At 52.0% G+C, this 21,904-nt stretch carries 18 protein-coding genes, 1 pseudogene and 2 other annotated features; of the genes and pseudogenes, 17 read left to right on the top strand and 2 right to left on the bottom strand.

What is annotated here, in order from left to right:
* Positions 1 to 89 precede the first annotated feature (89 nt).
* Positions 90 to 605, top strand: a sequence feature (16S ribosomal RNA rRNA prediction is too short).
* A gap of 12 nt (positions 606 to 617) precedes the next feature.
* Positions 618 to 764: a sequence feature (16S ribosomal RNA rRNA prediction is too short), on the top strand.
* A gap of 134 nt (positions 765 to 898) precedes the next feature.
* The 17 genes and pseudogenes from ACP158_RS08100 to ACP158_RS08020 all read left to right on the top strand — a co-directional run bounded on the left by ACP158_RS08100 (position 899) and on the right by ACP158_RS08020 (position 19,330).
* The gene (locus ACP158_RS08100; RefSeq protein WP_424945655.1) at positions 899 to 2,251 is read left to right on the top strand and encodes a phenylacetate--CoA ligase family protein; all 1,353 of its coding nucleotides are present in this window, start codon (positions 899 to 901) and stop codon (positions 2,249 to 2,251) included.
* Positions 2,252 to 2,296: 45 nt separating this feature from the next.
* A complete protein-coding gene (locus ACP158_RS08095) occupies positions 2,297 to 3,064 on the top strand; it encodes an enoyl-CoA hydratase/isomerase family protein (protein ID WP_424945654.1) in 768 nt (255 codons plus the stop codon).
* A complete protein-coding gene (locus ACP158_RS08090; protein ID WP_424945653.1) occupies positions 3,064 to 4,374 on the top strand; it encodes an MFS transporter in 1,311 nt (436 codons plus the stop codon). The genes ACP158_RS08095 and ACP158_RS08090 overlap by 1 nt, the downstream gene beginning before the upstream one ends.
* Positions 4,364 to 4,438: pseudogene (locus tag ACP158_RS08085) on the top strand (GNAT family N-acetyltransferase); the annotation flags it as partial. The gene ACP158_RS08090 and the pseudogene ACP158_RS08085, both read left to right, overlap by 11 nt.
* 43 nt (positions 4,439 to 4,481) lie before the next feature.
* The gene (locus ACP158_RS08080) at positions 4,482 to 4,658 is read left to right on the top strand and encodes a hypothetical protein (RefSeq protein ID WP_424945652.1); all 177 of its coding nucleotides are present in this window, start codon (positions 4,482 to 4,484) and stop codon (positions 4,656 to 4,658) included.
* 35 nt (positions 4,659 to 4,693) lie between these two features.
* Entirely contained in the window at positions 4,694 to 5,404 is a 711-nt protein-coding gene (locus ACP158_RS08075; RefSeq protein WP_424945651.1) for an urease accessory protein, read from the top strand.
* Positions 5,405 to 5,414: 10 nt separating this feature from the next.
* Positions 5,415 to 6,572, top strand: a complete 1,158-nt coding sequence (locus ACP158_RS08070; protein ID WP_424945650.1) for a cobalt-precorrin-5B (C(1))-methyltransferase — start codon at positions 5,415 to 5,417, stop codon at positions 6,570 to 6,572.
* A complete protein-coding gene (locus ACP158_RS08065; RefSeq protein WP_424945649.1) occupies positions 6,569 to 7,327 on the top strand; it encodes a precorrin-6A/cobalt-precorrin-6A reductase in 759 nt (252 codons plus the stop codon). Before ACP158_RS08070 ends, ACP158_RS08065 begins: the two co-directional genes overlap by 4 nt.
* Positions 7,327 to 7,989, top strand: a complete 663-nt coding sequence (locus tag ACP158_RS08060; RefSeq protein WP_424945648.1) for a precorrin-8X methylmutase — start codon at positions 7,327 to 7,329, stop codon at positions 7,987 to 7,989. Before ACP158_RS08065 ends, ACP158_RS08060 begins: the two co-directional genes overlap by 1 nt.
* 1 nt (position 7,990) lies before the next feature.
* Complete coding sequence (gene cbiE / locus ACP158_RS08055) at positions 7,991 to 9,316, top strand: precorrin-6y C5,15-methyltransferase (decarboxylating) subunit CbiE (RefSeq protein ID WP_424945647.1); 1,326 nt, start codon at positions 7,991 to 7,993, stop codon at positions 9,314 to 9,316.
* Between the two features lie 38 nt (positions 9,317 to 9,354).
* Positions 9,355 to 10,104 carry a precorrin-2 C(20)-methyltransferase gene (cobI, locus tag ACP158_RS08050; protein WP_424945646.1) on the top strand — a complete coding sequence of 250 codons (750 nt, stop codon included), beginning with the start codon at positions 9,355 to 9,357 and terminating at the stop codon, positions 10,102 to 10,104.
* Positions 10,105 to 10,121: 17 nt separating this feature from the next.
* A complete protein-coding gene (locus tag ACP158_RS08045) occupies positions 10,122 to 10,928 on the top strand; it encodes a cobalamin biosynthesis protein (RefSeq protein ID WP_424945645.1) in 807 nt (268 codons plus the stop codon).
* Positions 10,929 to 11,002: 74 nt separating this feature from the next.
* Positions 11,003 to 11,794, top strand: a complete 792-nt coding sequence (cobJ, locus tag ACP158_RS08040) for a precorrin-3B C(17)-methyltransferase (RefSeq protein WP_424945644.1) — start codon at positions 11,003 to 11,005, stop codon at positions 11,792 to 11,794.
* Between the two features lie 21 nt (positions 11,795 to 11,815).
* Entirely contained in the window at positions 11,816 to 12,694 is an 879-nt protein-coding gene (gene cobM / locus ACP158_RS08035) for a precorrin-4 C(11)-methyltransferase (protein ID WP_424945643.1), read from the top strand.
* Positions 12,691 to 13,788, top strand: a complete 1,098-nt coding sequence (cobW, locus tag ACP158_RS08030) for a cobalamin biosynthesis protein CobW (RefSeq protein ID WP_424945642.1) — start codon at positions 12,691 to 12,693, stop codon at positions 13,786 to 13,788. Before cobM ends, cobW begins: the two co-directional genes overlap by 4 nt.
* Positions 13,789 to 13,905: 117 nt before the next feature.
* Positions 13,906 to 17,859, top strand: a complete 3,954-nt coding sequence (gene cobN, locus ACP158_RS08025) for a cobaltochelatase subunit CobN (protein ID WP_424945641.1) — start codon at positions 13,906 to 13,908, stop codon at positions 17,857 to 17,859.
* Between the two features lie 235 nt (positions 17,860 to 18,094).
* Entirely contained in the window at positions 18,095 to 19,330 is a 1,236-nt protein-coding gene (locus ACP158_RS08020; protein ID WP_424945640.1) for an ATP-binding protein, read from the top strand.
* On the opposite strand, the gene cbiB is transcribed toward ACP158_RS08020, so the two are convergent.
* Both cbiB and ACP158_RS08010 read right to left on the bottom strand, forming a co-directional pair.
* Positions 19,284 to 20,252 carry an adenosylcobinamide-phosphate synthase CbiB gene (gene cbiB / locus ACP158_RS08015; protein WP_424945639.1) on the bottom strand — a complete coding sequence of 323 codons (969 nt, stop codon included), beginning with the start codon at positions 20,250 to 20,252 and terminating at the stop codon, positions 19,284 to 19,286. The genes ACP158_RS08020 and cbiB overlap by 47 nt on opposite strands.
* Positions 20,253 to 21,866 (bottom strand): cobyric acid synthase, encoded by a 1,614-nt coding sequence (locus ACP158_RS08010; protein WP_424945638.1) that lies wholly within the window; start codon positions 21,864 to 21,866, stop codon positions 20,253 to 20,255.
* Positions 21,867 to 21,904 lie beyond the last annotated feature (38 nt).

Genomic DNA, 21,904 nt, shown 5'->3' with positions numbered 1-21,904 from the left:
GGCTGTTGGTCACGTTATTGAATCCAAAATTTTATATGATGGTTACCGCGGTTTTCGCGCAGTTCATTGCTTCCAACGCAAGCAACGCGGCATTTGTGGTAGTCGGGTTTATTTTTATTTTATTGGCGGCGCGCATTACTTGGCTTGGTGTCGGTAGCCTACTAAGCCTACTAAAAGAAGCCACGCAAAATGTACGACGTCTGTGCTTGCTGAATAGGGTGATGGGCGCCTTGTTATTCCTGTTTGCGCTGTATTTTTTGTATCGTGCGTAGTGCACCTGTCGTCAGCTCGTGTCGTGAGATGTTGGGTTAAGTCCCGTAACGAGCGCAACCCTTATCCTTAGTTGCCAGCGCGTAATGGCGGGGACTCTGGGGAGACTGCCGGTGACAAACCGGAGGAAGGTGGGGATGACGTCAAGTCATCATGGCCCTTATGGGTAGGGCTACACACGTGCTACAATGGGCGGTACAGAGGGCTGCGAACTCGCGAGAGCAAGCCAATCCCTAAAAAACCGCTCGTAGTCCGGATTGGAGTCTGCAACTCGACTCCATGAAGTCGGAATCGCTAGTAATCGCGGATCAGAATGCCGCGGTGAATACGTTCCCGGGCCTTGTACACACCGCCCGTCACACCATGGGAGTGGGTTGCAAAAGAAGTGGGTAGCTTAACCCCGGATCTTCGGAGATGGGGAGGGCGCTTACCACTTTGTGATTCATGACTGGGGTGAAGTCGTAACAAGGTAGCCGTAGGGGAACCTGCGGCTGGATCACCTCCTACTAACGACCCGGTCCGGTAAATTGTTGGTACGGTTTCTTCATATCGCTCGAAATTGGTTTGGTTAGAGCGGCTAGTTTTACTGGATGCTGACCGACAATTTTTCACGTGTTGCAGTTATTGTATGAATTCGGGAGAAAATAAAAACATGGCGAATACCTATTGGAACCAAGCACTAGAAACCTTGCCGGAAAAAGATTTGCAGGCTTATGAAGTCCCACTGCTTGTGAAACAGATAGATTATCTTTATCACTCCAGTGATTACTATCGGACCCAATTTGCCGAAGCAGGAATAAATCTTCAGGATATTAATTGTCATAAAGCATTGGAGGCCGTGCCTTTCACAGAAAAGAAAACACTGGCTGAAACGCAACGCGAAGGTCAGTTGATTGGGCCGCATCAATGTGCACCTCGCGAAGATATTGTTCGATTGGTTGGTACGGGTGGCACCAGTGGTAAGCCTATGCGCATTGCCTGGACGCGTAACGATATAGATGTTTACAATGAAATGGGTGCGCGTGCACTTTGGATGATGGGTTGTCGTCCTGGAGATCTGGTCGTCAATTGTTTTAATTATTCTATCTATGCTGGCGGCATCATGGATCATATGGCATTTGAAACCTTGGGAGCTTCAATATTAGCCTATGGTGTAGGTAAATCACGAGAGTTGCTGGAGCTGTTGGCGGATCTTTCCGGTGAAAAATGTCTGTATTCAACACCTTCTTATGCCGTCCTCCTGGAGGAAGTGGCGGAGCAGGCAAACATTAATCCTTTGGATTTAAATCTACACAAAGGTTTTTTTTCGGGTGAGGGTGGCTTGCAAGTTCCCGGTTATCGACAGCGCATTGAAAGTACTTGGGGTATGTCATCGCATGATTTATATGGTATCGCAGAATTGGGGTGCCAAAGTGCGGAATGTGAATACCGTGAGGGCATGCATTTCTGCGGTGGCGGCTTGGTGATTGCTGAATTGATTGATCCCGACACGGGCTCGGTAAAACCTATGATCGATGGAGAAACTGGCGAGCTGGTTTATACTTCCATCAAACGCGAAGCATCACCATTGTTGCGTTTTCGTTCGCATGATCATGTGCAGGTTTTTACCGATCCTTGCCAATGTGGCCGACACAGTTTTCGCTTTCGTACCTTGGGTCGAAGTGATGATATGTTTGTGGTTAAGGGAGTGAATATTTATCCAACTGGGGTTCAGGATGTCGTGACGCAATTTCGACCACGTTTGACCGGCGAGTTTCAAATCATACTAGATCAACCACCGCCGGTTGATTATGCGCCACGCTTGATGGTTGAGGTTGTGCAGGATTTTCCAGAGCAACAACATGAACAGTTAATTGTCGAAGTGGGAGATGTTATTAAGAGACGAGCCGGATTTACCGCTCAGGTTGAACTGGTTAAACAGGGTACTATTGCATCAGAACATAAAACCCATCGTGTGCTGCGGTTGTATGAAAATCTTTAAATAACACAGGAAATTTCCGATTCTCAAATTCTCAGAGAGACAATAATGTCTATTGATTACCACGTGAAGAATAGCGTTGCCTGGGCAACGCTGAATCGCCCAGAAGCGTTAAACGCTTTTGATATCCCCGATCTGGAAGCGCTATTATCCGTATTCCGAAATGCCAAGGCCGATGATGCTGTTCGTGTATTGGTGATTGCCGCTACAGGTCGTGCGTTCAGTGTTGGGGCAGATATTAAAGCGATGGAAAAAATGGCGGAGGCGGATTTTTCTAAAGCGGCTTCTCTCTATCAAATTTTGGCTTTAGAAGCCCGAAATTTAGACAAACCAATACTGGGTGCGATTAATGGATTTGCTTTTGGTGGCGGTTTAGAAGTTGCGCTAATGTGCGATTTACGGATTGCCGGGCGTTCGGCAAAATTGGGATTGCCAGATGCCCAGCTGGGTTTTAGCCCCACCGGAGGGCTTACCTATTTATTGGTGCGGATGGTAGGTTTAACGCGGGCAATGGACATGGCATTAACCACCGACACGCTCAGTGCTGAAGAATCTGAGCGTGTAGGTTTGGTTAGTCGCGTCGTCGAAGACGATGGCTTGCAACAAGAGACTGAAGCATTGGCTGAACGTATTGCGGCTTTCCCCAAAACGGGTTTGCGCAATATCAAACGCGCATTTTATATGGCAGCTGAATCAAACTTTGCTTCAACACTGGTGCTTGAAGAAGCATATGATGCCGACTGTTTTCGTTCAGATGACACACAGGAGCAATTACGCCTGTTTATCGAATCACGACGCAATAAGAAAAAATCGTAATGATGCAGCAAAAATCTAAGCATCAAGGGACCTGGGTTGTTCTTGCCAGTATGTTACTCGTATTGGTGCTTGGTTCGGTGCACGCTTTTTCTGTCTTTCTAGAACCTATGGAAAGACATTTTCAGGTTTCACGCTCACAGGTCAGTCTTACGTATTCCTTTACGTTGCTAACATTGACAGTCGGTGTATTGTTTGGTCATCGTTTATACGGCTTGTTACGTCCGGCTGGTTTTGCTATTGCTGTTTGCACGTTAGCGTTAATTGGTGCATTAATTGCTGCATCGGCAAATCATATTGCTACGGTCTGGTTCGGGTATAGCTTGTTATTTGGCTTTGCGAACGGCCTCGGTTATGGGTTTGCTTTACAAATATCCGCTCAGTCCAATTTGGACAATAAAGGCTTTGTCATGGGTCTGGTCACAGCCAGTTATGCACTGGGGGCAGTTCTATCACCTTGGCCGCTTGCTTTTGCCTTAAGCACTTTTGGTTTGGTCGGTGCAATGCTGAGTTTGGCCCTGGTTTTATTATTGATCATGCCGATCGCTGGTGGCTTGTTAGATTTGGCCCAGGCTGAGTTACATGTGTCAGCTTCTAACCATCAAAATAGCGAGAGTGTGGATAAACAAGCGGTCTTTTTTTTCTGGTTGGCTTTCGGCTTGGCCGTCATGGCCGGACTAATGGCGACAGGCCACGCAACAGCGATTGCGCAGCAGGCTGGATTGGATAAACGACTGATGTTAATTGCCCCTAGTGTATTGGCACTATTCAGTATGGCAGGTAGCCTACTGGGTGGTTGGATAGCAGACCGAATATCATTCAGAGTCACGTTGACATTATTGCCTTTACTATCGGCAGTCAGTCTATTACTACTATCCCTGTTTTTGATAGATAGTAGTGTGTTGTTTGGCTTAGGTGTAATTGGGTTTGCTTATGGAGCGATTATCTCTGTATACCCAGCAGCTATTGCGACTCGATTTGGTGTTGTTGAAGGTGTTCGGATTTACGGTAAAGTTTTTATCGCTTGGGGGATAGCGGGATTTTTGGGGCCATGGGTCGCGGGTAAGTTATACGATATTCATGCAGATTATAGGCCTGCGTTAATCGTTGCGAGTATTGCAGGTATATGCTCTGCGCTATGTATAGGAAGCATAAAGCCTAAATCGGATGCGAAATTTGACAACCTGCTCGTGCCAAAGAGCAACACAATCCCCTGCAAAACCAAAAAAACCCGAAAACCACGGAGAATGGTTAACACCAATAAGCCCATAAAGACCACATTATCCTCTTGTTGTCCCACCGATAGAGCCTGAGTTTCTTGACTGGAATGAACCAGCGATAAAGTTCTATCAATCAATTGGCGCAAAGCCACAATAGGAATGGGTCGGTTATCGTTTGTCCGGAAAAGCCCTCGAAGAGTTTGCCGCTGGATAAAAACCCGCTGGATGAAAACATGCAGCCGGAATATTCGACCAATCGCAGCCAGCCAAAATCGTGGGCGTTTTCCGTTGCCGGATGGTCGATCACGGCGGCGGCGCACCATCGCCATGACCTGCGCTGGCGGCGACTGAGGCGCGCGCGTGCTGTGATAAAATAGCTTGGTTGTAACCTAACTTCATTGTTCAAACAGTTATGGAACCGTCCGTCTTATATAGCATACTTACGCTGGGTTTCGGCCTCGGCTTGCTGCATGCGCTGGACGCCGATCACATCATGGCGGTGTCCGCGCTGGCGTCGGGCGCACATCAAGATTCAAGGCAAAATTCAAGTGGATGGTCAATCCGGCGCATGATGGGTTTTTGCTGTACCTGGGCTTTAGGTCATGGCGCGGTCTTGTTCGCGCTTGCGGCGTTGTTGATATTCGCAAAAATCGAGCTTCCCGCCATGGTTGCCCATGTCGCCGAGAAGCTGATTGGCGTTCTTTTGATTGGTCTTGGCGCCTGGATATTCTGGAATATACGTCAACACAAATTATCCCTGGAAGCGCATAGCCACGATGCCATAACGCATGTGCATCTGTCCACCGGCAAAACCCATCACACCCATCAATCCGTGCTGGTGGGCGCTACCCATGGCCTTGCTGGCAGCGCGCCTGTTTTGGCGTTGATTCCCGCGCTGGAAACCACCAACACATGGACTGGTTCATGGATTGGCCCGTGGATCGGATTGGGCTATGTCGCGTTGTTTTCGTTGGGTGCGCTAAGCGCCATGTTGGTCTTCGGATTGTTTTTCGGGCAACTGCAAAAATGCATCGCCGGGTTTGGGCAAAAATTATTCCAGTTCAGTCGAATGGCCGTGGCCTCAGTGTCCATCGCCTTTGGTTGTTACTGGCTATTCGCGTAGATTTTCCGTCATGCGCGAAGAATCATCGGAAACAAAACAAACACTGCGCAGTGGATTCACTACCGGAGCGTGCGCCACGGCGACATCGTTGGCCGCGGCCAATCTGCTAATAAACAATATATTCAGTGAAAATGTACGCATCGTTCTTCCGCAGAGAAGTCGGACCAGGGGAAGTCAGGCCAATGGAAATCAGGCCATGAAAAATCGGATTGGCGGCAAGCAGGTGGAGTTCAAACTTGAACGCTGTGAACGCATCAGCGCGCGCCGGGCTATCGCCAGCACGATCAAGGATGCGGGCGACGATCCGGATGCCACTCATCTGGCGACTATCTTTGCAGAGGTTGAATTGTCGGCTATCGCTGGCATCCGGTTTCATGCGGCTGAAGGCGTGGGCACGGTCACTCGGGATGGGTTGTCGATCGCCGTCGGCGAGCCGGCCATCAACCCGGTGCCGCGCAAAATGATGACCGAACACCTGCTTTTGCTGGCCGATGAAAGTGGTTATGCGGGCGGATTTGAAGTGCATATCGGCGTGGTCAATGGCGAGGCGATCGCGCTCAATACGATGAACGGAAAACTTGGCATACTGGGCGGTCTGTCGATTCTCGGCACCACCGGCATCGTCAAGCCGTATTCCTGCTCAGCCTTTATCGCCTCGGTTCATCAGTCCATCGATGTGGCGCATGCCAATGGCGTCTCGCATATCGCCGCCAGCACCGGTTCTACCAGCGAACACTATATTCAAAAACGTTTGCAACTGCCAGAAATTGCACTGGTGGAAATGGGTGATTTCGCCGGCGCCGTGCTCAAGCATTTAAGAAAAGTACCGATGAAGAAATTATCGCTCTGCGGCGGCTTCGGAAAGATGAGTAAAATGGCAGCCGGACATCACGCGCTGCACAGCCAAGACTCGTCGATTGATTTTAACTTTCTCGCCGGACTGGCCGATGAGTTGGGTGGCAGCAAGGCGTTAACCGACCAGATCAAACACGCCAACACCAGTTTAGCGACCCTGAAATACTGCCAGGCGGACGACATTCCGTTAGCGAACAAGGTCAGCCAACTGGCGCGCCAGACCGCCTTAAAGGTAGCCCAAAACAAAGTGCATATCGATGTTTACTGTATCGACAAAGCCGGAAACTGCGTCGGCACCAGTTTCGTATCATGAGAATTCTTATCCTCGGTGGCGTTGCCGAATCCAAGGTTCTTGCAAACGAACTGATCGATCACGGCCATATCGTTATTTATAGTTTAGTGGGGTTGGTGCGCCAACCGGATTTGCCCTGCGAAATTCATGTTGGCGGATTCAGCCGCGCCGGCAAGAGCGGGGCGCAGGGCCTAGCCGAATATTGTGGTCATCGCCGCATCGAATTATTACTGGATGCGACGCATCCCTATGCGGCGGGGATTTCCGCTAATGCGGCACAGGCCGCTAAACAAACTGCCATCCCCTGCTGGCGGTTCAATCGCCCGGGCTGGAATCCGGCGGATTACCCCAATTGGCATAGCTACCATAACTGGGATGATCTATTCCCGCAAATCATGCGCTGCCAGCGTCCGTTTTTCAGTATCGGCGTCAGCGCCCTGAAGTTTGCCGACCAACGGCCGCCAGCAAATCCACAATGGCAACAACGGCAACAATGGATTGTTCGCAGCGCGCGCCCATTTCCCGAAACCGAGGGCATTATTCAAATTATTGCGATCGGCCCATTTGGCTATGAAGACGAGCGCGCGCTGATGCTGGAACATAAGGTGGACGCGTTGGTCAGCAAAAATAGTGGCTGCGGTCGAGTTTCCCAAAAACTTGATGCCGCTCTTGACCTGGATATTCCGGTGTTCGTTCAAGCGCGCCCGGCTCTGGCTGCGGTGGACAAAAGTTTCAACGCAATTGACGCGCTGGTCGCTGCGGTCGTCGAAAACTAATGCGCGACTACATAAAAAATCCGGCGGAAATTGAGGCGCAGTCGTTTCAGTTAATCCGCGCGGTCACTGATTTTTCTGGTTTCGACGAAACGCAACAGCAGATCGTTATGCGCTTGGTGCACACTTGCGGGAATCCTGAAATCGCCCGACAGGTGCGCATCAGCTCGGTTGCCATTGATTCAGGCATCAATGCGCTGAACCAGGACTGCAATGTGCTGTGCGATGTGGAAATGGTGAAACAGGGCCTGATTAAGGGCATGCCCAAACGCGAGTTAACCCGCGATCCGCTGTGTTTTCTTAATCACCACAAGACCGCTGCGCGCGCTGCCGCAACTGGAGAGACCCGAACCATGTCGGCGCTGGCGCTGTGGAAGCCTTATCTGGAAAACAGCATTGCCATTATTGGCAACGCGCCAACCGCATTGTTTCGACTGATGGAAATGCTGGAAAGCGGCCACGGCAAACCGGCGCTGGTAATCGGTATGCCGGTCGGATTTGTCGGTGCGCCGGAGGCGAAGAATTATCTTTGGGAGCACCATCGTGAATTAGGCGTGGAATGTATTACCTTGGCAGGCCGTGTCGGTGGCAGCGCGCTGGCGGCGGCGGCATTCAATACGCTGGTCATATTGAAAAATGACTTACGATTGCAGCCGACTTCATGACATGACTGATTCGACCGCGCCCGATGCGGTAATCACTGATGCGCTCAGGCGTGACCCGGGCATTCATTTCAAGCCGCGCGAACCGCAGCCAATCCAGTGGCGCGGCAGCCCGATTTGTGTTGTCAGCCTGGGTTGCAACGAGCGCAGCGTGCTGATGCCCGCGGCCGATATTGCGCTTCAGCAAGCCGAAATAATTTTCGGCTCAGCACGCCATTTTGATGCAATCGCGCATATCGCAACCGCTGCGGAAAAACTGATTTTCGCCTCCCCGTTTTGCGGGTTGGCCGATCAACTTAATGCCAATCAGCAAAAGTCGATAGCGGTTTTAGCCTCCGGTGATGCGCTAATCCATGGCATCGGCAGTTGGCTGAATCGGCTGGTCGGCAACGCCAATTTAATTTTCCATCCGAATATTTCCAGTATTCAATCGTGTTTTCATCATCTTGGTTTGGCCTGGCAAAGCGCGCAAATAATCAGCCTGCATGGGCGGCCTCTGAGCTCGCTTCGGCGTTATTTAAAAGACCAACAACTCATCGCCGCGTTTACCGACCCGCAATCCAATCCAGTCGCCATCGCGCAAGAACTGTCGGCGCAAGATTTTGGCGAGTCGCGGATTTGGGTTTGCGAGGCCATGGGCGGCAAACAGCAACGAGTAACACAACATCGTGCCGCCGAGTTGGCGGCCTTGCCACAAAGTTTCCACGCACTCAATGTTTGTGTCATCCACTTGCACGGCAACCCGCCCGCCCTGCCCGCTTTTCCGGGCATCGCCGACCATTTCTTTTCCACCGGCGCGCAACCCGGATTTGGCATGATCAGCAAGCGCGAAGTTCGTCTTGCGATTTTGTCATTGATGCAACCCGGCAACGGTGAGATTGCCTGGGATATTGGCGCCGGATGTGGCAGCGTCAGCGTCGAATGGGCGCGCTGGAACGAGCAGGGCCGGATGTACGCTATTGAGCGGGAGCCTGGACGTATCGAACATATAAAAACCAACAGCGAGCGCTTCGGCAGCCGGTTAAATTTAACCGTTATCGAAGGTCATGCGCCGCACTGTTGCGCATCGTTGCCCGACCCTGATTGCGTGTTTATTGGCGGCAGCAATGGCTTGCGCGCGATGCTTGAATATACCTGGCAACGGCTTAAGCCCGGCGGCAAGTTGGTGGCTTCGGCAGTGACCGCGCCGAGCCGCTTGGCGTTGCAAAAATTTACCCGCGGCAAACACGGGCGCGAATGGATTGAAATTCAAGTTTCAAAAAATTTGCCGGACAGCGACCATGAAAGAGCCCTGTCGCCGGTGGTGCTGGCAAAATGTCTTAAACCATGACCTGAAGCCATGACCTGAAACCCTGATTTAAAAATCTGATGGAGCAAAATGACGGAATAAAACACATGAATAAAACCTCGGCAGGCACTTTCTACGGCGTCGGCGTTGGCCCCGGTGATCCGGAACTATTGACCCTAAAAGCGCTGCGCATTATCCAGCAATGCGATCTGGTAACGTATCTGCGTAGTGATCGCGGCCATTCCATGGCCCGGGATATTGCTTCGGCGGCAATGTCCGCGGCAACACATTCGGATCAAAAAGAGTACGCAATTATCCTGCCCATGTGCGAGACTCGGGAGGTTGTCAATGCGGTTTATGATGAGGCCGCTCGGGTAATCGCCGACCATCTTGACCAGGCACAAGACGTTGTGTTTTTGTGTCAGGGCGATCCGTTTTTCTTTGGCTCATTCGCCTATCTGCATGATCGATTGAATGATCGGTACTCGATCGGAATTGTGCCAGGCGTGACTTCGATCAACGCGGCTTCAGCCTTGTGTGGAAGACCGTTGGGCTCGCTGGCAGAAAACCTGGCGATTATTTCAGGCCGACGGTCGGATGAAGACATCCTGCATACGTTAAGCCATTTTGACAATGTTGCGATTATGAAGCCAGGCCGACGGCGAGCCGAGTTGTTACCACTGATAGCGCAAGCGTGCCGTACTCAAGATGCGTGTTACATCGAATATGTCGGGCAGAAAAATCAAAAAATTATTTATGACATCTCGCTTCTCGACGCGCAGCCGGGTCCTTATTTTTCACTTTTTTTAATTACGCGACCGCGCGCATAGCGACCACGGCGACCCTGATGAAAGTTAAAAGCGCCACGCCGGTCGATATATTCAGCCTGACCGATCAGGGCGATGCGCTTGCGGTGCGACTGCAAATGCTGATGCCGGGCGCCTCCCGCCACCATCGGCCAAAACCCTTTATCGAAATCGCACAATCAAGTTTTCGCAGCGGCCACCGCTGTATTTTCATTTGTTCTACCGGCATAGTCATACGTGCATTGGCACCGGTGTTACGCGACAAATATCGCGATCCAGCGGTCATCGTCATTGACCAATCTGGCAACTATGTCATACCCCTGCTATCCGGGCATGAAGGTGGCGCGGTTGCATTTGCCCACGATATCGCCCAGGCCATTTCGGCTCAATGCGTTGTAACCTCAGCCATGGATTACAGTCGCCCGATTTACACGATCGGCATGGGCTGCGAACGCGGTTGTCCGCTGGCGTTTTTGCAACCGTTGTTTGAGCAAGTTTGCCGGGAAATGGATGCAGCTGTAACCGACTCTGCTGTAACCGACTCTGCGGTAACCTACTCTGGCTTGGCCAGTATTGATCTCAAGGCCGATGAGGCCGGGTTGCTCGAACTATCGAAAAGCCTTAATCTTGAACTCCACCTGTTTTCTGCGATTGAACTCAGGCAGGTTGAACATCTACTCAGCGAGAAATCCGAAATCGTATTCAAAGAGGTGGGCTGTTACGGCGTTGCCGAAGCCGCGGCGCTGTGTTGCGCCACAAAGTTGACCGGGATGCCTGCGGAATTGGCGCTGCCCAAACAAAAAAATGCGCGTGCGACTATTGCGGTTGCACGCAGTTACGCGCCTTGATTTCTTGTGCAGACCTTTGCACAATTGTCATTTTTCAGCCTTACAATGCACGACCTTTTCAACACAAAAATTTCATGACCCAACTATTTCTGGTCAGCATCGGGCCTGGTGATCCTGAGTTGATTTCACCCAAAGCGATCAATGCCATCGAGGCATGTAGCGATGTTGTGGCTTATGGGCTATATCTTGAGTTGCTGGACAAGGCTGGCCAAGGCAAGACAAAGCCGGGCAAAACCCACCATGAATTACCGCTTGGACAGGAAATCGAGCGCGCTCGTCTGGCGCTGGATCTGGCGGCATCCGGGAAAATAACCGCATTGATTTCCAGCGGAGATATCGGCATCTATGCCATGGCCTCTGCGGTATTTGAATTGCTCGACTATCAATTACCCGGTCATGAGCGCAACCCGAAGTGGTTGGACGTGGACCTTGAAGTCATTCCTGGCATCAGCGCCATGCAAGCCAATTCCAGTTCGGCGGGCGCGTTGCTGGGTCACGATTTTTGCGCTATTTCCCTGTCCGATTTGCTGACCCCGTGGGCGACGATCGAAAACAGAGTTCATAGCGCGGGAAGCGGCGATTTTGTGGTCACGTTTTATAATCCGGTCTCCAAAAAGCGCAACTGGCAATTGAACACGGCGCGGGATATCCTGTTGCAATACCGCCCGGGCACGACGCCTACGGTGCTTGGACGCAACCTGACCCGGGAGGGGCATAGCCTGAGCATCATCACGCTCGACCAACTGGATGCGTCGCAGGTCGATATGTTTACCTGTGTATCCGTCGGCAACAGCGAATCCAGGCATATCATCAACCGCCACTCACATTGGGTTTACACCCCGCGCGGCTATTCGCCGCGGCATTAAAATTATGGCAAAATTATAGTTATGACGGTCTATTTCATCGGCGCCGGTCCAGGCGATCCGGATTTAATCACAGTCAAGGCACGGCGCCTGATAGAGCAATGCCCGGTCATTCTCTATGCCGGCTCTCTGGTGCCAGTGGAAATTCTGGATAGCGCCGCGAAAGACGCGGTTATCGAGGACACCGCATCGTTGAATCTCAATGAAATCATCGAGCGTATCGAAGTCGCGCACAGGAACAATCAGGATGTCGCCCGGGTGCATTCCGGCGACCCCTCAATTTATGGCGCCATCGGCGAGCAGATGCGACAACTGGATGAACTTGATATTAATTATCAGGTCATTCCCGGCGTCACCGCCGCCAGCGCCTCGGCGGCATTGCTGAAGCGCGAACTCACGCTTTCCGGTGTCACCCAAACGGTAATTTATACCCGTTACAGCGCAAAGACGCCAATGCCTGAAAAGGAAAACCTCGATGCCCTGGCGCGTCATGGCGCGACGCTGGCGATCCATCTCGGGGTCAGTCATATTCATAAAATTGTGCAACAACTCAAGCCGCATTACCGAGCAGACTGCCCGGTGGCCGTGTGTTACCGAACCAGCTGGCCGGATCAGGACTATGTGACCGGCACACTGGCCGATATCGTGGCAAAAGTCCGGGCGAAAAAATTTACCCGAACCGCTTTGATACTGGTCGGCCGCGCCCTCGACCCGGCATCCTTTAATGATTCTTTTTTATACGATGAAGACAAGGCGCATATCTATCGACCCAAAGTCAAGCCCGAAACACCCCGACAGGTACGCCGCACTTATTTTAAGTATCCCCTTGCGGGGCAAGCCCCCAATTTTAAGGAAGGCTCGGGGCCGTTCCAAAAAAATAGAAAACAAGAGGTAAAACGATGAATCTTGAAAAAATACCCGCTACCGTGGTGACCGGATTTCTCGGCAGCGGTAAAACCACGTTGTTGACCAACATGATCAAACAAGCCGGCGGCAAACGCATCGCCGTAATTATCAATGAGTTCGGCGAACTGGATATCGATGCTGATTTGCTACGCAGTTGCCCGCTGGATTGTACGGATGGCGAAGACGACCGCCAGCGCGCCGCGGTCGCCGAGGACGGCATTTATGAACTGGCCAATGGCTGTATTTGCTGCACCGTCGAAGAAGAATTCCTGCCGGTAATGAAACAATTGGTGGAACGGCGGGATGATATCGATCATATCCTGATTGAGACCTCCGGTCTGGCACTGCCCAAGCCGTTGATACAGGCTTTTAACTGGCCTGAGATAAAACAGCATTGCACCGTGGACTCGGTGATTACCGTGGTCGATGGCGCTGCGGTCGCCGCTGGTCGGCTCGCGCATGACCATAAGCAGGTGGAACAGCAGCGTGCCGCGGATTCGCGTCTCAATCCTGATCCATTGCACCAGCCGGCGCTTCAGGAATTGTTCGAAGATCAATTGAGTTCCGCGGACCTGATCATTATCAGCAAAACCGATCTGATTGATGGCGCACAACTGGATTCCGTCAAGAGCCAAATCGGCCATCATGTTAAACCGCAGGTCAAGATGCTGGAAGTCAGCGGCGGCGCAATCAGCAGCGCATTGATTATGGGACTCGAGTTTGCTTCGGAAAACAACATCGAAGCGGTGCATACCCATCACGACCAGCATCATGCGCAAGATGAAAATCATCATCATGCTCATGACGACTACAACTCGGTGTCGATAAAACTCGGCGAGGTCGATGCCGATAAACTGGTTGAAATTATCGGTCGGCTGATTGCCACTCATGCCATTTTTCGGGTAAAGGGCTTGCTGGCCTTGCCCGGCAAACCCATGCGACAGGTGTTACAGGGCGTTGGCGCAAGAATCGATCAATACTTCGATAGACCATGGGCGGGTGATGAACCCAGGCAAAGCAAGATTGTCATGATTGGCAAAGATTTGAGCGAGGGCGAATTGCGCACCGCGTTACAGGCGGCAGTCGCCTAATCTTTTTATACCTGATTTTTTATGCCTGCGCTTTTGATGCCCGCGTCTCCGTCCGCGTCCTTGATGCCCGCCGCGTCCTGGATGTCCGTGCCGGCGCGCTGAGTTCGCAGGCGTCCGATGCACTTGCTGGCGGCAAAACCCGGCGGCTTTATTGATGATGAAGGCATCATCGATCTCCAGCAGACCCCTGGCGACATCGTTATTCTCTCGGCTCAGGATACCTCATTAGGCTTGCTGGCAGAGATTGCCGAGCAGTTGCCCCGCCACTACCCGGCGGTGCGTCTGGCAAACCTGATCAACCTGGCCAAACCAGCGGCCTACGATCTATACGAACACGACGTACTCCAACATAGCAAAGTCATTATCGTTTCCTTATTGGGAGGCATGAACTACTGGCGATACGGCATTGAACGACTGCATGCCTTAGCCACCCGCTCAACCGGCAGCGGCATCAAATTGATTCTGGTGCCTGGCGATGACCAACCCGACCTGGATCTGATTAACCACTCCAACTGCGATGCCGCTCAGTGTCATGATATCTGGCGTTACCTGCGCGAGGGCGGAAAACGAAATACCCGCAATCTGTTTAAATATATTGCCTCGCACTTTCTTGGACTGCATGACGCGGATTATGCCTTTGAACCGGCGCGCGCATTGCCGCCCTGTCTGATTTTCGATCGCGACGATACCCATCTTACCCTCGAATCCTGGCAACAAACAAAGCGCAAGTCGCTACCCACTGCGCTTATGTTGTTTTATCGGTCGCATGTGCAGTCCGGCAATACCGATGCTTTCGATGAGTTCATTAAACTTTTGCGGCAAAGATTCAACGTGTTGGCGGTGGCCACGCTTTCATTGAAAGACGCCGCCTGCTTGGCCACGGTGAATCATCTTATTGATGCCATCGATTGCGATGTGGTGATTAATACCACCAGTTTTTCCCAGCACGTCGAAGGCAATGCCGCGCTGTCATCCGAGCCGCAGCAACCGAGCCAATTATTCGACCGGGACATCCCGGTCATCCAAGCCATTTTAGCGAGCAACGACGAACAGGATTGGTCGCAATCCGACCAGGGGCTCAGAGCGCGCGATATTGCAATGAACATTGCGCTGCCCGAATACGACGGCAGGATCATCAGTCGGGCAATCAGTTTCAAGGCATTGTATCGCCGCTCAAAATCCGCCGAAATCGATGTCGTGCGCTACCGACTGCATGCCGAGCGCGCGCAATTTGTCATTGAACTCGCCTATCGCTGGGCGCAGTTAAGGCGAAAGCCGAATGATCAAAAACGCATCGCCCTGATCCTGGCCAACTACCCGGCCAAAGACGGCCGCATCGGCAATGGCGTTGGGCTGGACACGCCGGCCTCGGCGATCAACATTCTGTGCGCGATGAAGGAGGCGGGCTATGCGCTGAAAAACATCCCGGCGGACGGCGATTCGCTCATCGAGCAACTGCAGTCCGGGATGACCAATGACCTCGATTCCTTGCCCATCAAGCCGTGTTTTCAAAGCCTATCCAAGCCGGATTATCAGCATTGGTTCAATCAAATTCCCATTGATAATCAACAGTTAATAACGCAACGTTGGGGTGATGTCGAGGATGACCCTAAATACCGTCAAGGGCGTATCATGGTGGCCGGCATTCGGTTCGGCGAGACCTTTGTGGGGATTCAACCGGCGCGTGGGTTTAATGCCGACGTAGCTACTAATTATGGTGTCGTTGCTAATTATGATGTCTCCGCCAACTACCATGACCCCGACCTGGTGCCGCCGCATAATTATCTGGCGTTTTATTTCTGGCTGCGCCATGTTTATGGCGCCGATGCCATCGCCCATATCGGCAAGCACGGCAACATGGAATGGCTACCCGGCAAGAGCGTGGCATTGTCCAACGCGTGCTGGCCCGATATTGTTTTTGGTCCAACCCCCCATCTTTATCCATTTATAGTCAACGATCCGGGCGAAGGCGCGCAAGCCAAGCGACGCGCCCAGGCCGTGATTCTCGATCACTTAATGCCGCCGATGGCGCGCGCGGAGACCTATGGTGAATTGCAGGAACTGGAGACACTGGTCGATGAATATTATCAGGCCATGGGACTGGATCAGCGACGGGAAAATCACCTGCGCAAGAAAATCGTGGCGTTGGTTTGTCGGACCAATCTGGCTAAAGAGCTAAATCTGACGATAGACCCTGAACCGAATAAGGATGTCCCGCCACAAAACGATGCGATGCAGGATAATCTACGGCAGGATAATCTACGCCAGGACGATCTATTGAAGCAAGTGGATACCTATTTATGCGAACTAAAAGAAGCGCAGATTCGCCATGGCCTGCATCGATTCGGGCAACTGCCCGAGGGTCATAGCCTGAGCGAAACCCTGGTCGCGCTGACTCGATTGCCGAGAGGCGAAGGGCCTAATGATTCCGGTATTTTGCATTGCCTGGGCGCTGATTTGGAATTGTGTAATGACATCAGGTCTAATGGTATCAACTCCAATGAAAATGAAAATGTATTTAACCCGCTCAAGTTTGATGCCGCGGCCGATTGGCAAGGTGACAAACCGCAATTGCTGCAAGATCTTAGCCCGGCACACTGGCGCAATGAAGCGGATACTCGGGAACGCCTCGAGTTACTGGCGCAAGAGTGCATCAACAAAATGCTTAACGGCGAAGCGATTCCAGCAACGTTGAACCAGACCCGGCGTTTGCTGGGGTATATCAAAAATATTGTTCTGCCAGCCGTCAACCAGTCCAGCAAAAACGAGATAGAAAACTTTTTAGGCGCGCTAAACGGCAAGTTTGTGCCGGCCGGCCCGAGCGGCGCGCCGACGCGCGGGCGGCTCGATGTCCTGCCCACGGGACGTAACTTTTATTCCGTTGATGCGAGGTCAATCCCCACGCAAAGCGCCTGGGAACTGGGCCAGCTTTCCGCCGAGCAACTGCTCACGCGATATCTACAGGAACACGGCGAATATCCCCGGCAACTCGGGGTTTCGGTTTGGGGGACTTCCACTATGCGCACCGGCGGCGATGACATCGCCCAGGCGTTGGCACTCATGGGTGTCCGACCGCTATGGGCCGAAGGCTCTAACCGGGTGGTGGATATAGAAATTATTCCCGGCGTTCAACTCGGGCGTCCCAGGGTGGATGTGACTTTAAGAATTTCCGGCTTTTTTCGGGATGCGTTCCCTAATGTCGCGCGTTTGTTCGATACCGCAGTGCAGACGTTAGCCGATTACGAAGAACCTGGTGAATTCAATGTGTTACGGCAACATATTAAAGTAACACGTAAAATATTAATCGGGCAAGGGCTGGATGCAAAACAAGCCAATGTCCAAGCCCGCTTTCGTGTATTTGGTTCTAAACCAGGTTGCTATGGCGCTGGATTACAGGGGTTGATCGACCAAGGTGTCTGGGAAGACAAGGCCGATCTTGCCCGCGCCTACATCGCTTGGGGCGGGTATAGTTATAGTCAGGCGCATTTTGGTCAGGCCGCATTTTCTGCATTCGAATCACGCCTTGGACAGATCGAGGTGGTCATTCAAAATCAGGATAATCGGGAACACGATTTACTGGATTCTGATGACTACTATCAGTTTCAGGGCGGCATGGCTAATGCCGTCGAAGTGCTGAAAGGCGAGTTGCCGGAAATTTATCATGGCGATCACTCCAATCCATCCAACCCCAAGATCCGAACCTTGAAAGAGGAACTAAACCGGGTAATTCGCGCCAGAGTGATTAATCCAAAGTGGCTGAAAGCGATGCGCCAGCACGGCTACAAGGGTGCCTTCGAGATGGCTGCTTCTGTGGATTACCTGTTTGCTTATGATGCGACCACCAACCTGATTGATGATTATCAGTACGAGATGGTCACGGATGCCTTGGTGATGGATCGGGAAAACCGGGAATTTCTCGAGCAATCCAACCCCAATGCGTTAAAGGAAATGTCGGAAAAGTTGCTGGAAGCACAACAGCGCGGACTCTGGCAATCACCCGGCAAATATCAGCAGCAACTCATCGATACCATTCTAAAAATCGACAATTCGCTTGAGGTCGCTTTGCCATAAGTTATTTTAGCGGAGTATCGTTAATGCTTTTTCGAGCACGCTTGCGGTCAATTTCAATCATCGTTGCTTGATGGATAATCCTGTATCGTGTTCCACGCCCCTGCCCCATTTGTTTCAGTCGTTGCAGAAAAATGTCTCCGGTTTTTCTTGTGGGCGATGCCCCATCATCTCCATAACCACAACATGGATACCCTTTAACCTTGCTAATTAGAATCTGACATGCTATTTTTCAAGGATGATAAAAAGATCATTAGAGCCTAACCTACTCAGAGCACTTGATGTGGCGCCCGTGGTCGCCCTTTTGGGACCGAGACAGGTCGGCAAGACAACTCTTGCTCTGGAGATCGCCAAGTCGACTCAAAAGCAAACGGCCTACCTGGATCTTGAACTGGATTCCGATCTGGCAAAGCTGGATGACGCGGAAGCCTATTTGCGTCGTTTTGACAACATACTACTTATTATTGATGAAGTGCAGCGCAAGCCTGACTTATTTCGACTGCTGCGTGGATTGGTCGATATTAGAAAGCGAGCAGGAGAAAAAGTCGGGCAATTCCTTCTGCTGGGATCGGCGTCTCGCGATCTTATCCAACATTCTTCCGAAACGCTGGCTGGCCGTATTCGCTTCATGGCGCTTAGCCCATTTTCGGTGCGCGAGATTTACGCTGCGCAGCCGCACAATTTTGATCTGGAGAAGCTTTGGTTGCGCGGTGGTTTTCCCGATAGTTACTTGTCCGCGACGGACGATGAGAGTTGGGGCTGGCGAAGTGATTTTATCGCCTCCTATGTGGAGAGAGAGATCCCCCTGATGGGGCCGCGAATTGCCTCAACGACGATGCGACGCTTATGGTCTATGCTGGCACACAATAATGCACAGCAAATAAACTTTTCCAAACTGGGAGCAAGTCTGGGGGTTAGCTATAAGACCATCAAAAATTATATCGACACGCTGACGGATTTTTACATGGTGAGACAAATCCAGCCGTGGTCAGGTAACAGCAGAAAGAGATTGATGAAATCTCCAAAAGTTTATTTGCGTGACACTGGTCTGGCACATCGTTTCTTGAACATCACAAATCTTGAGGATTTACTGGGTCACCCCGCCATTGGCGCTAGTTGGGAGGGATTTATTGTGGAAAATATTCTGAAGGATTTGTCCGATAAATGGCATCATAGTCACTATCGAACCTGCGCCCAGGCTGAAATTGACCTGGTTCTGGAGGGACCCAATCAACAAATATGGGCGATCGAAGTAAAACGCTCGTCCGCGCCCAAAGTAACCAGGGGGTTTCATTTCGCCTGCGACGATGTCAATGCCACCCGAAAATTCGTTATTTATCCCGGGACCGAGCGATTTCCGCTTGCTGGGGATATCGAGGCTTTAGGCATTGTGGAGTTTCTTGGGTTATTGGGCAACCACTTTCACCTCAGCGCGCCGAATAGGGCAACCACTCCCCTATCTCCTTATAGTTAACCAGCAACAGCAGTAGCGCAAACAGCACAAGCCACACGACCAAACTCTTTTGAATTAACTGGATTGCCCGGTTGATGTCAACAGATTTCGCTTGATCGCCGGCGCCAAGATAGGGCTTGTCCTGACGTACGCCGTCATAAACTGCGGGGCCGCCGATGACAATATCCAACGCCCCCGCGCCCGCCGCCATGACCACGCCGGCATTGGGGCTTTTATGCTTCCCCATCTGCTTTCGCCACGCATAAAACGCATTGGGCAAGGAGCCGCTAATGGCGTAGCAAATGGCGGTGAGGCGCGCCGGGGCCCAGCCCAATAGATCGTCAAGTCGCGCCGCAAAACAACCGAATTTTAAATACCTTGCATTTTTATAACCCCACATCGCATCCAGGGTATTGACCAGACGATGCAGCAAGGCTCCCGCCGGCCCCAGCAGGGCATACCAAAACAGCGGCGCAAAAACGCAGTCATGGCCGTTTTCAAGAACCGATTCGAGCGTTGCGCCGACGACCTCGGTTTCATTCATGCCATCAGTTTGCCGGCTGACAATCATTGCAAGGTTGTTTCTGGCGCCCTCCAGGTCGCCGGCTAAAAGCGGCTGCGCGACCGCCATCGCATGCTCTTTCATGCTCTGCCAACCAATCACGAAAGTCAAAATGACCATATCCAGAATAACTTGAATCGCTAGTGATTCAGCAGTCGCCTGAGTGGCTTGAATCAACCAGACCAAACCCACCGGTAAACTGATCAGCATCAATACGGCTATGACGCCTCTGCAACGCGACTGTCGATTGTTCAATCGCCGCTCAAGCCAGATTGCGACCTTGCCAAACCAAATCAAGGGGTGAAACCGAGGTTCGCCAATCAGCCGATCCAGCAGTAACGCGCCCATGCAAATCAGTGCTGGCGATAATGCTTCGAGCATTTAGGTCGGTTGGTTTGTTATGCCTGCGCTGACAAGCAACTGTCGGTAATCTATTTCGGTCTCCAGCATCTTTGCCACTCTATCGATTTGGCGATGACGAAAGGTTTTATAGTCAAAGCCGCCGCCACTTTGCAGGTCATTTTTAAGGCCGCTTTCAAGCCCGGCCCATTTTAACAGTGCGTCGCAAGCCTCATGATGATCGAACACGCCATGCAGATAAGTGCATAAAATTTGATTGTCCTTTGAAACTGCGCCATCAAAACGATCGCCTAAGTTGATCGCCGGACGCGCCAAATCTGGCCCGGTGGTTGCGCCAGTATGAATTTCATAGCCTTCCACGGCCGCTTCATCGGACGCGACCTCGGCACGCAAAGTGCCCGACGCTCGGGTCAGTTTTTTAACCGGCTCAAGTCGGGTTTCAAAATCCATCAACTGCAGCCCCGGCCGGGAACCCGGCTTGCCTTCTACGCCATTCGGGTCGTGTATCGCCTGCCCGATCATCTGATAACCAGCGCAAATGCCAATCAGTTTTCCGCCATAACGCAGGTGCTTTTTTATATGCGCCGGCCAATGGTTTTCGACCAGCCAATTCAAATCGTGGATGGTGTTCTTGCTGCCCGGCAGCACGATCAAATCGCTCGGCGGGATGGCCTGCCCTTCATCAATAAATCGCAACTCCACCTGCGGATGCAATCGCAACACATCAAAATCGGTGTGGTTGCTGATGCGCGGGATGCGCGGCACGACGACTTTGAGGCGGCACGGCGCGGCGTTTTCATCATGATCATTTCCAGCATGATCATTTCCAGCATGATTATTTCCAGCATGGCCATTCTCAGCGTGATCATTTCCAGCATGACCATGTCCATCATAACCATGTTCATCTGGGCAACGATGATCCACGGCATCTTCCGCTTCAATATGCAGCCCGTTGAGATAGGGCAAAACGCCCAAGGTTTGAATCCCGGTTTTTTCGGTGAGCCAAGCGATGCCGGAATCCAGCAATGTTCGGTCGCCACGAAAGCGGTTGATCAGGAATCCCTTCACCCGTTTGCGCTCGTCCTGCGCCAGGCAATCCATGGTGCCGGCCAAATGCGCGAACACGCCGCCACGATCGATATCCGCAACCAGCAGCACCGCGCAATTGACCGCGGTCGCGAATCCCATATTGGCAATGTCATTTTCGCGCAAGTTAATTTCCGCCGGGCTGCCGGCGCCTTCGACAATAATCAAGTCATACTGCGCGGCCAAGCGATGATAAGATGCCAGGGCATATTGCATGGCGTCTTTTTTGAAGGCATGATATTCGACCGCATCCATGTTGCCGATGGCATGACCGTTGATGATCACCTGCGCGCCGCGGTCGCTATTGGGCTTGAGTAAAATCGGATTCATGTCGGTATGCGGCTCAATCCCGCAAGCCATCGCCTGCACCGCTTGGGCGCGGCCAATTTCGCCGCCATCAATAGTCACCGCGCTGTTCAACGCCATGTTCTGCGGTTTGAACGGGGCCACGCGCAACCCCTTCGAGTGGAACAGGCGGCACAATCCCGTGGCAATCACGCTTTTGCCGGCGTTGGAGGTTGTGCCCTGAATCATAAGCGTGGAAGTCATCGGCGGTATTTTAATGCGTTACCGCAGCATTTTATAGC

This window comes from Candidatus Spongiihabitans sp., from assembly GCF_965247905.1.
Lineage (GTDB): Bacteria > Pseudomonadota > Gammaproteobacteria > Arenicellales > Poriferihabitantaceae > Spongiihabitans.
Note: the sequence above shows the minus strand (reverse complement) of the source record. Positions and strands in the feature narration are given on the sequence as shown.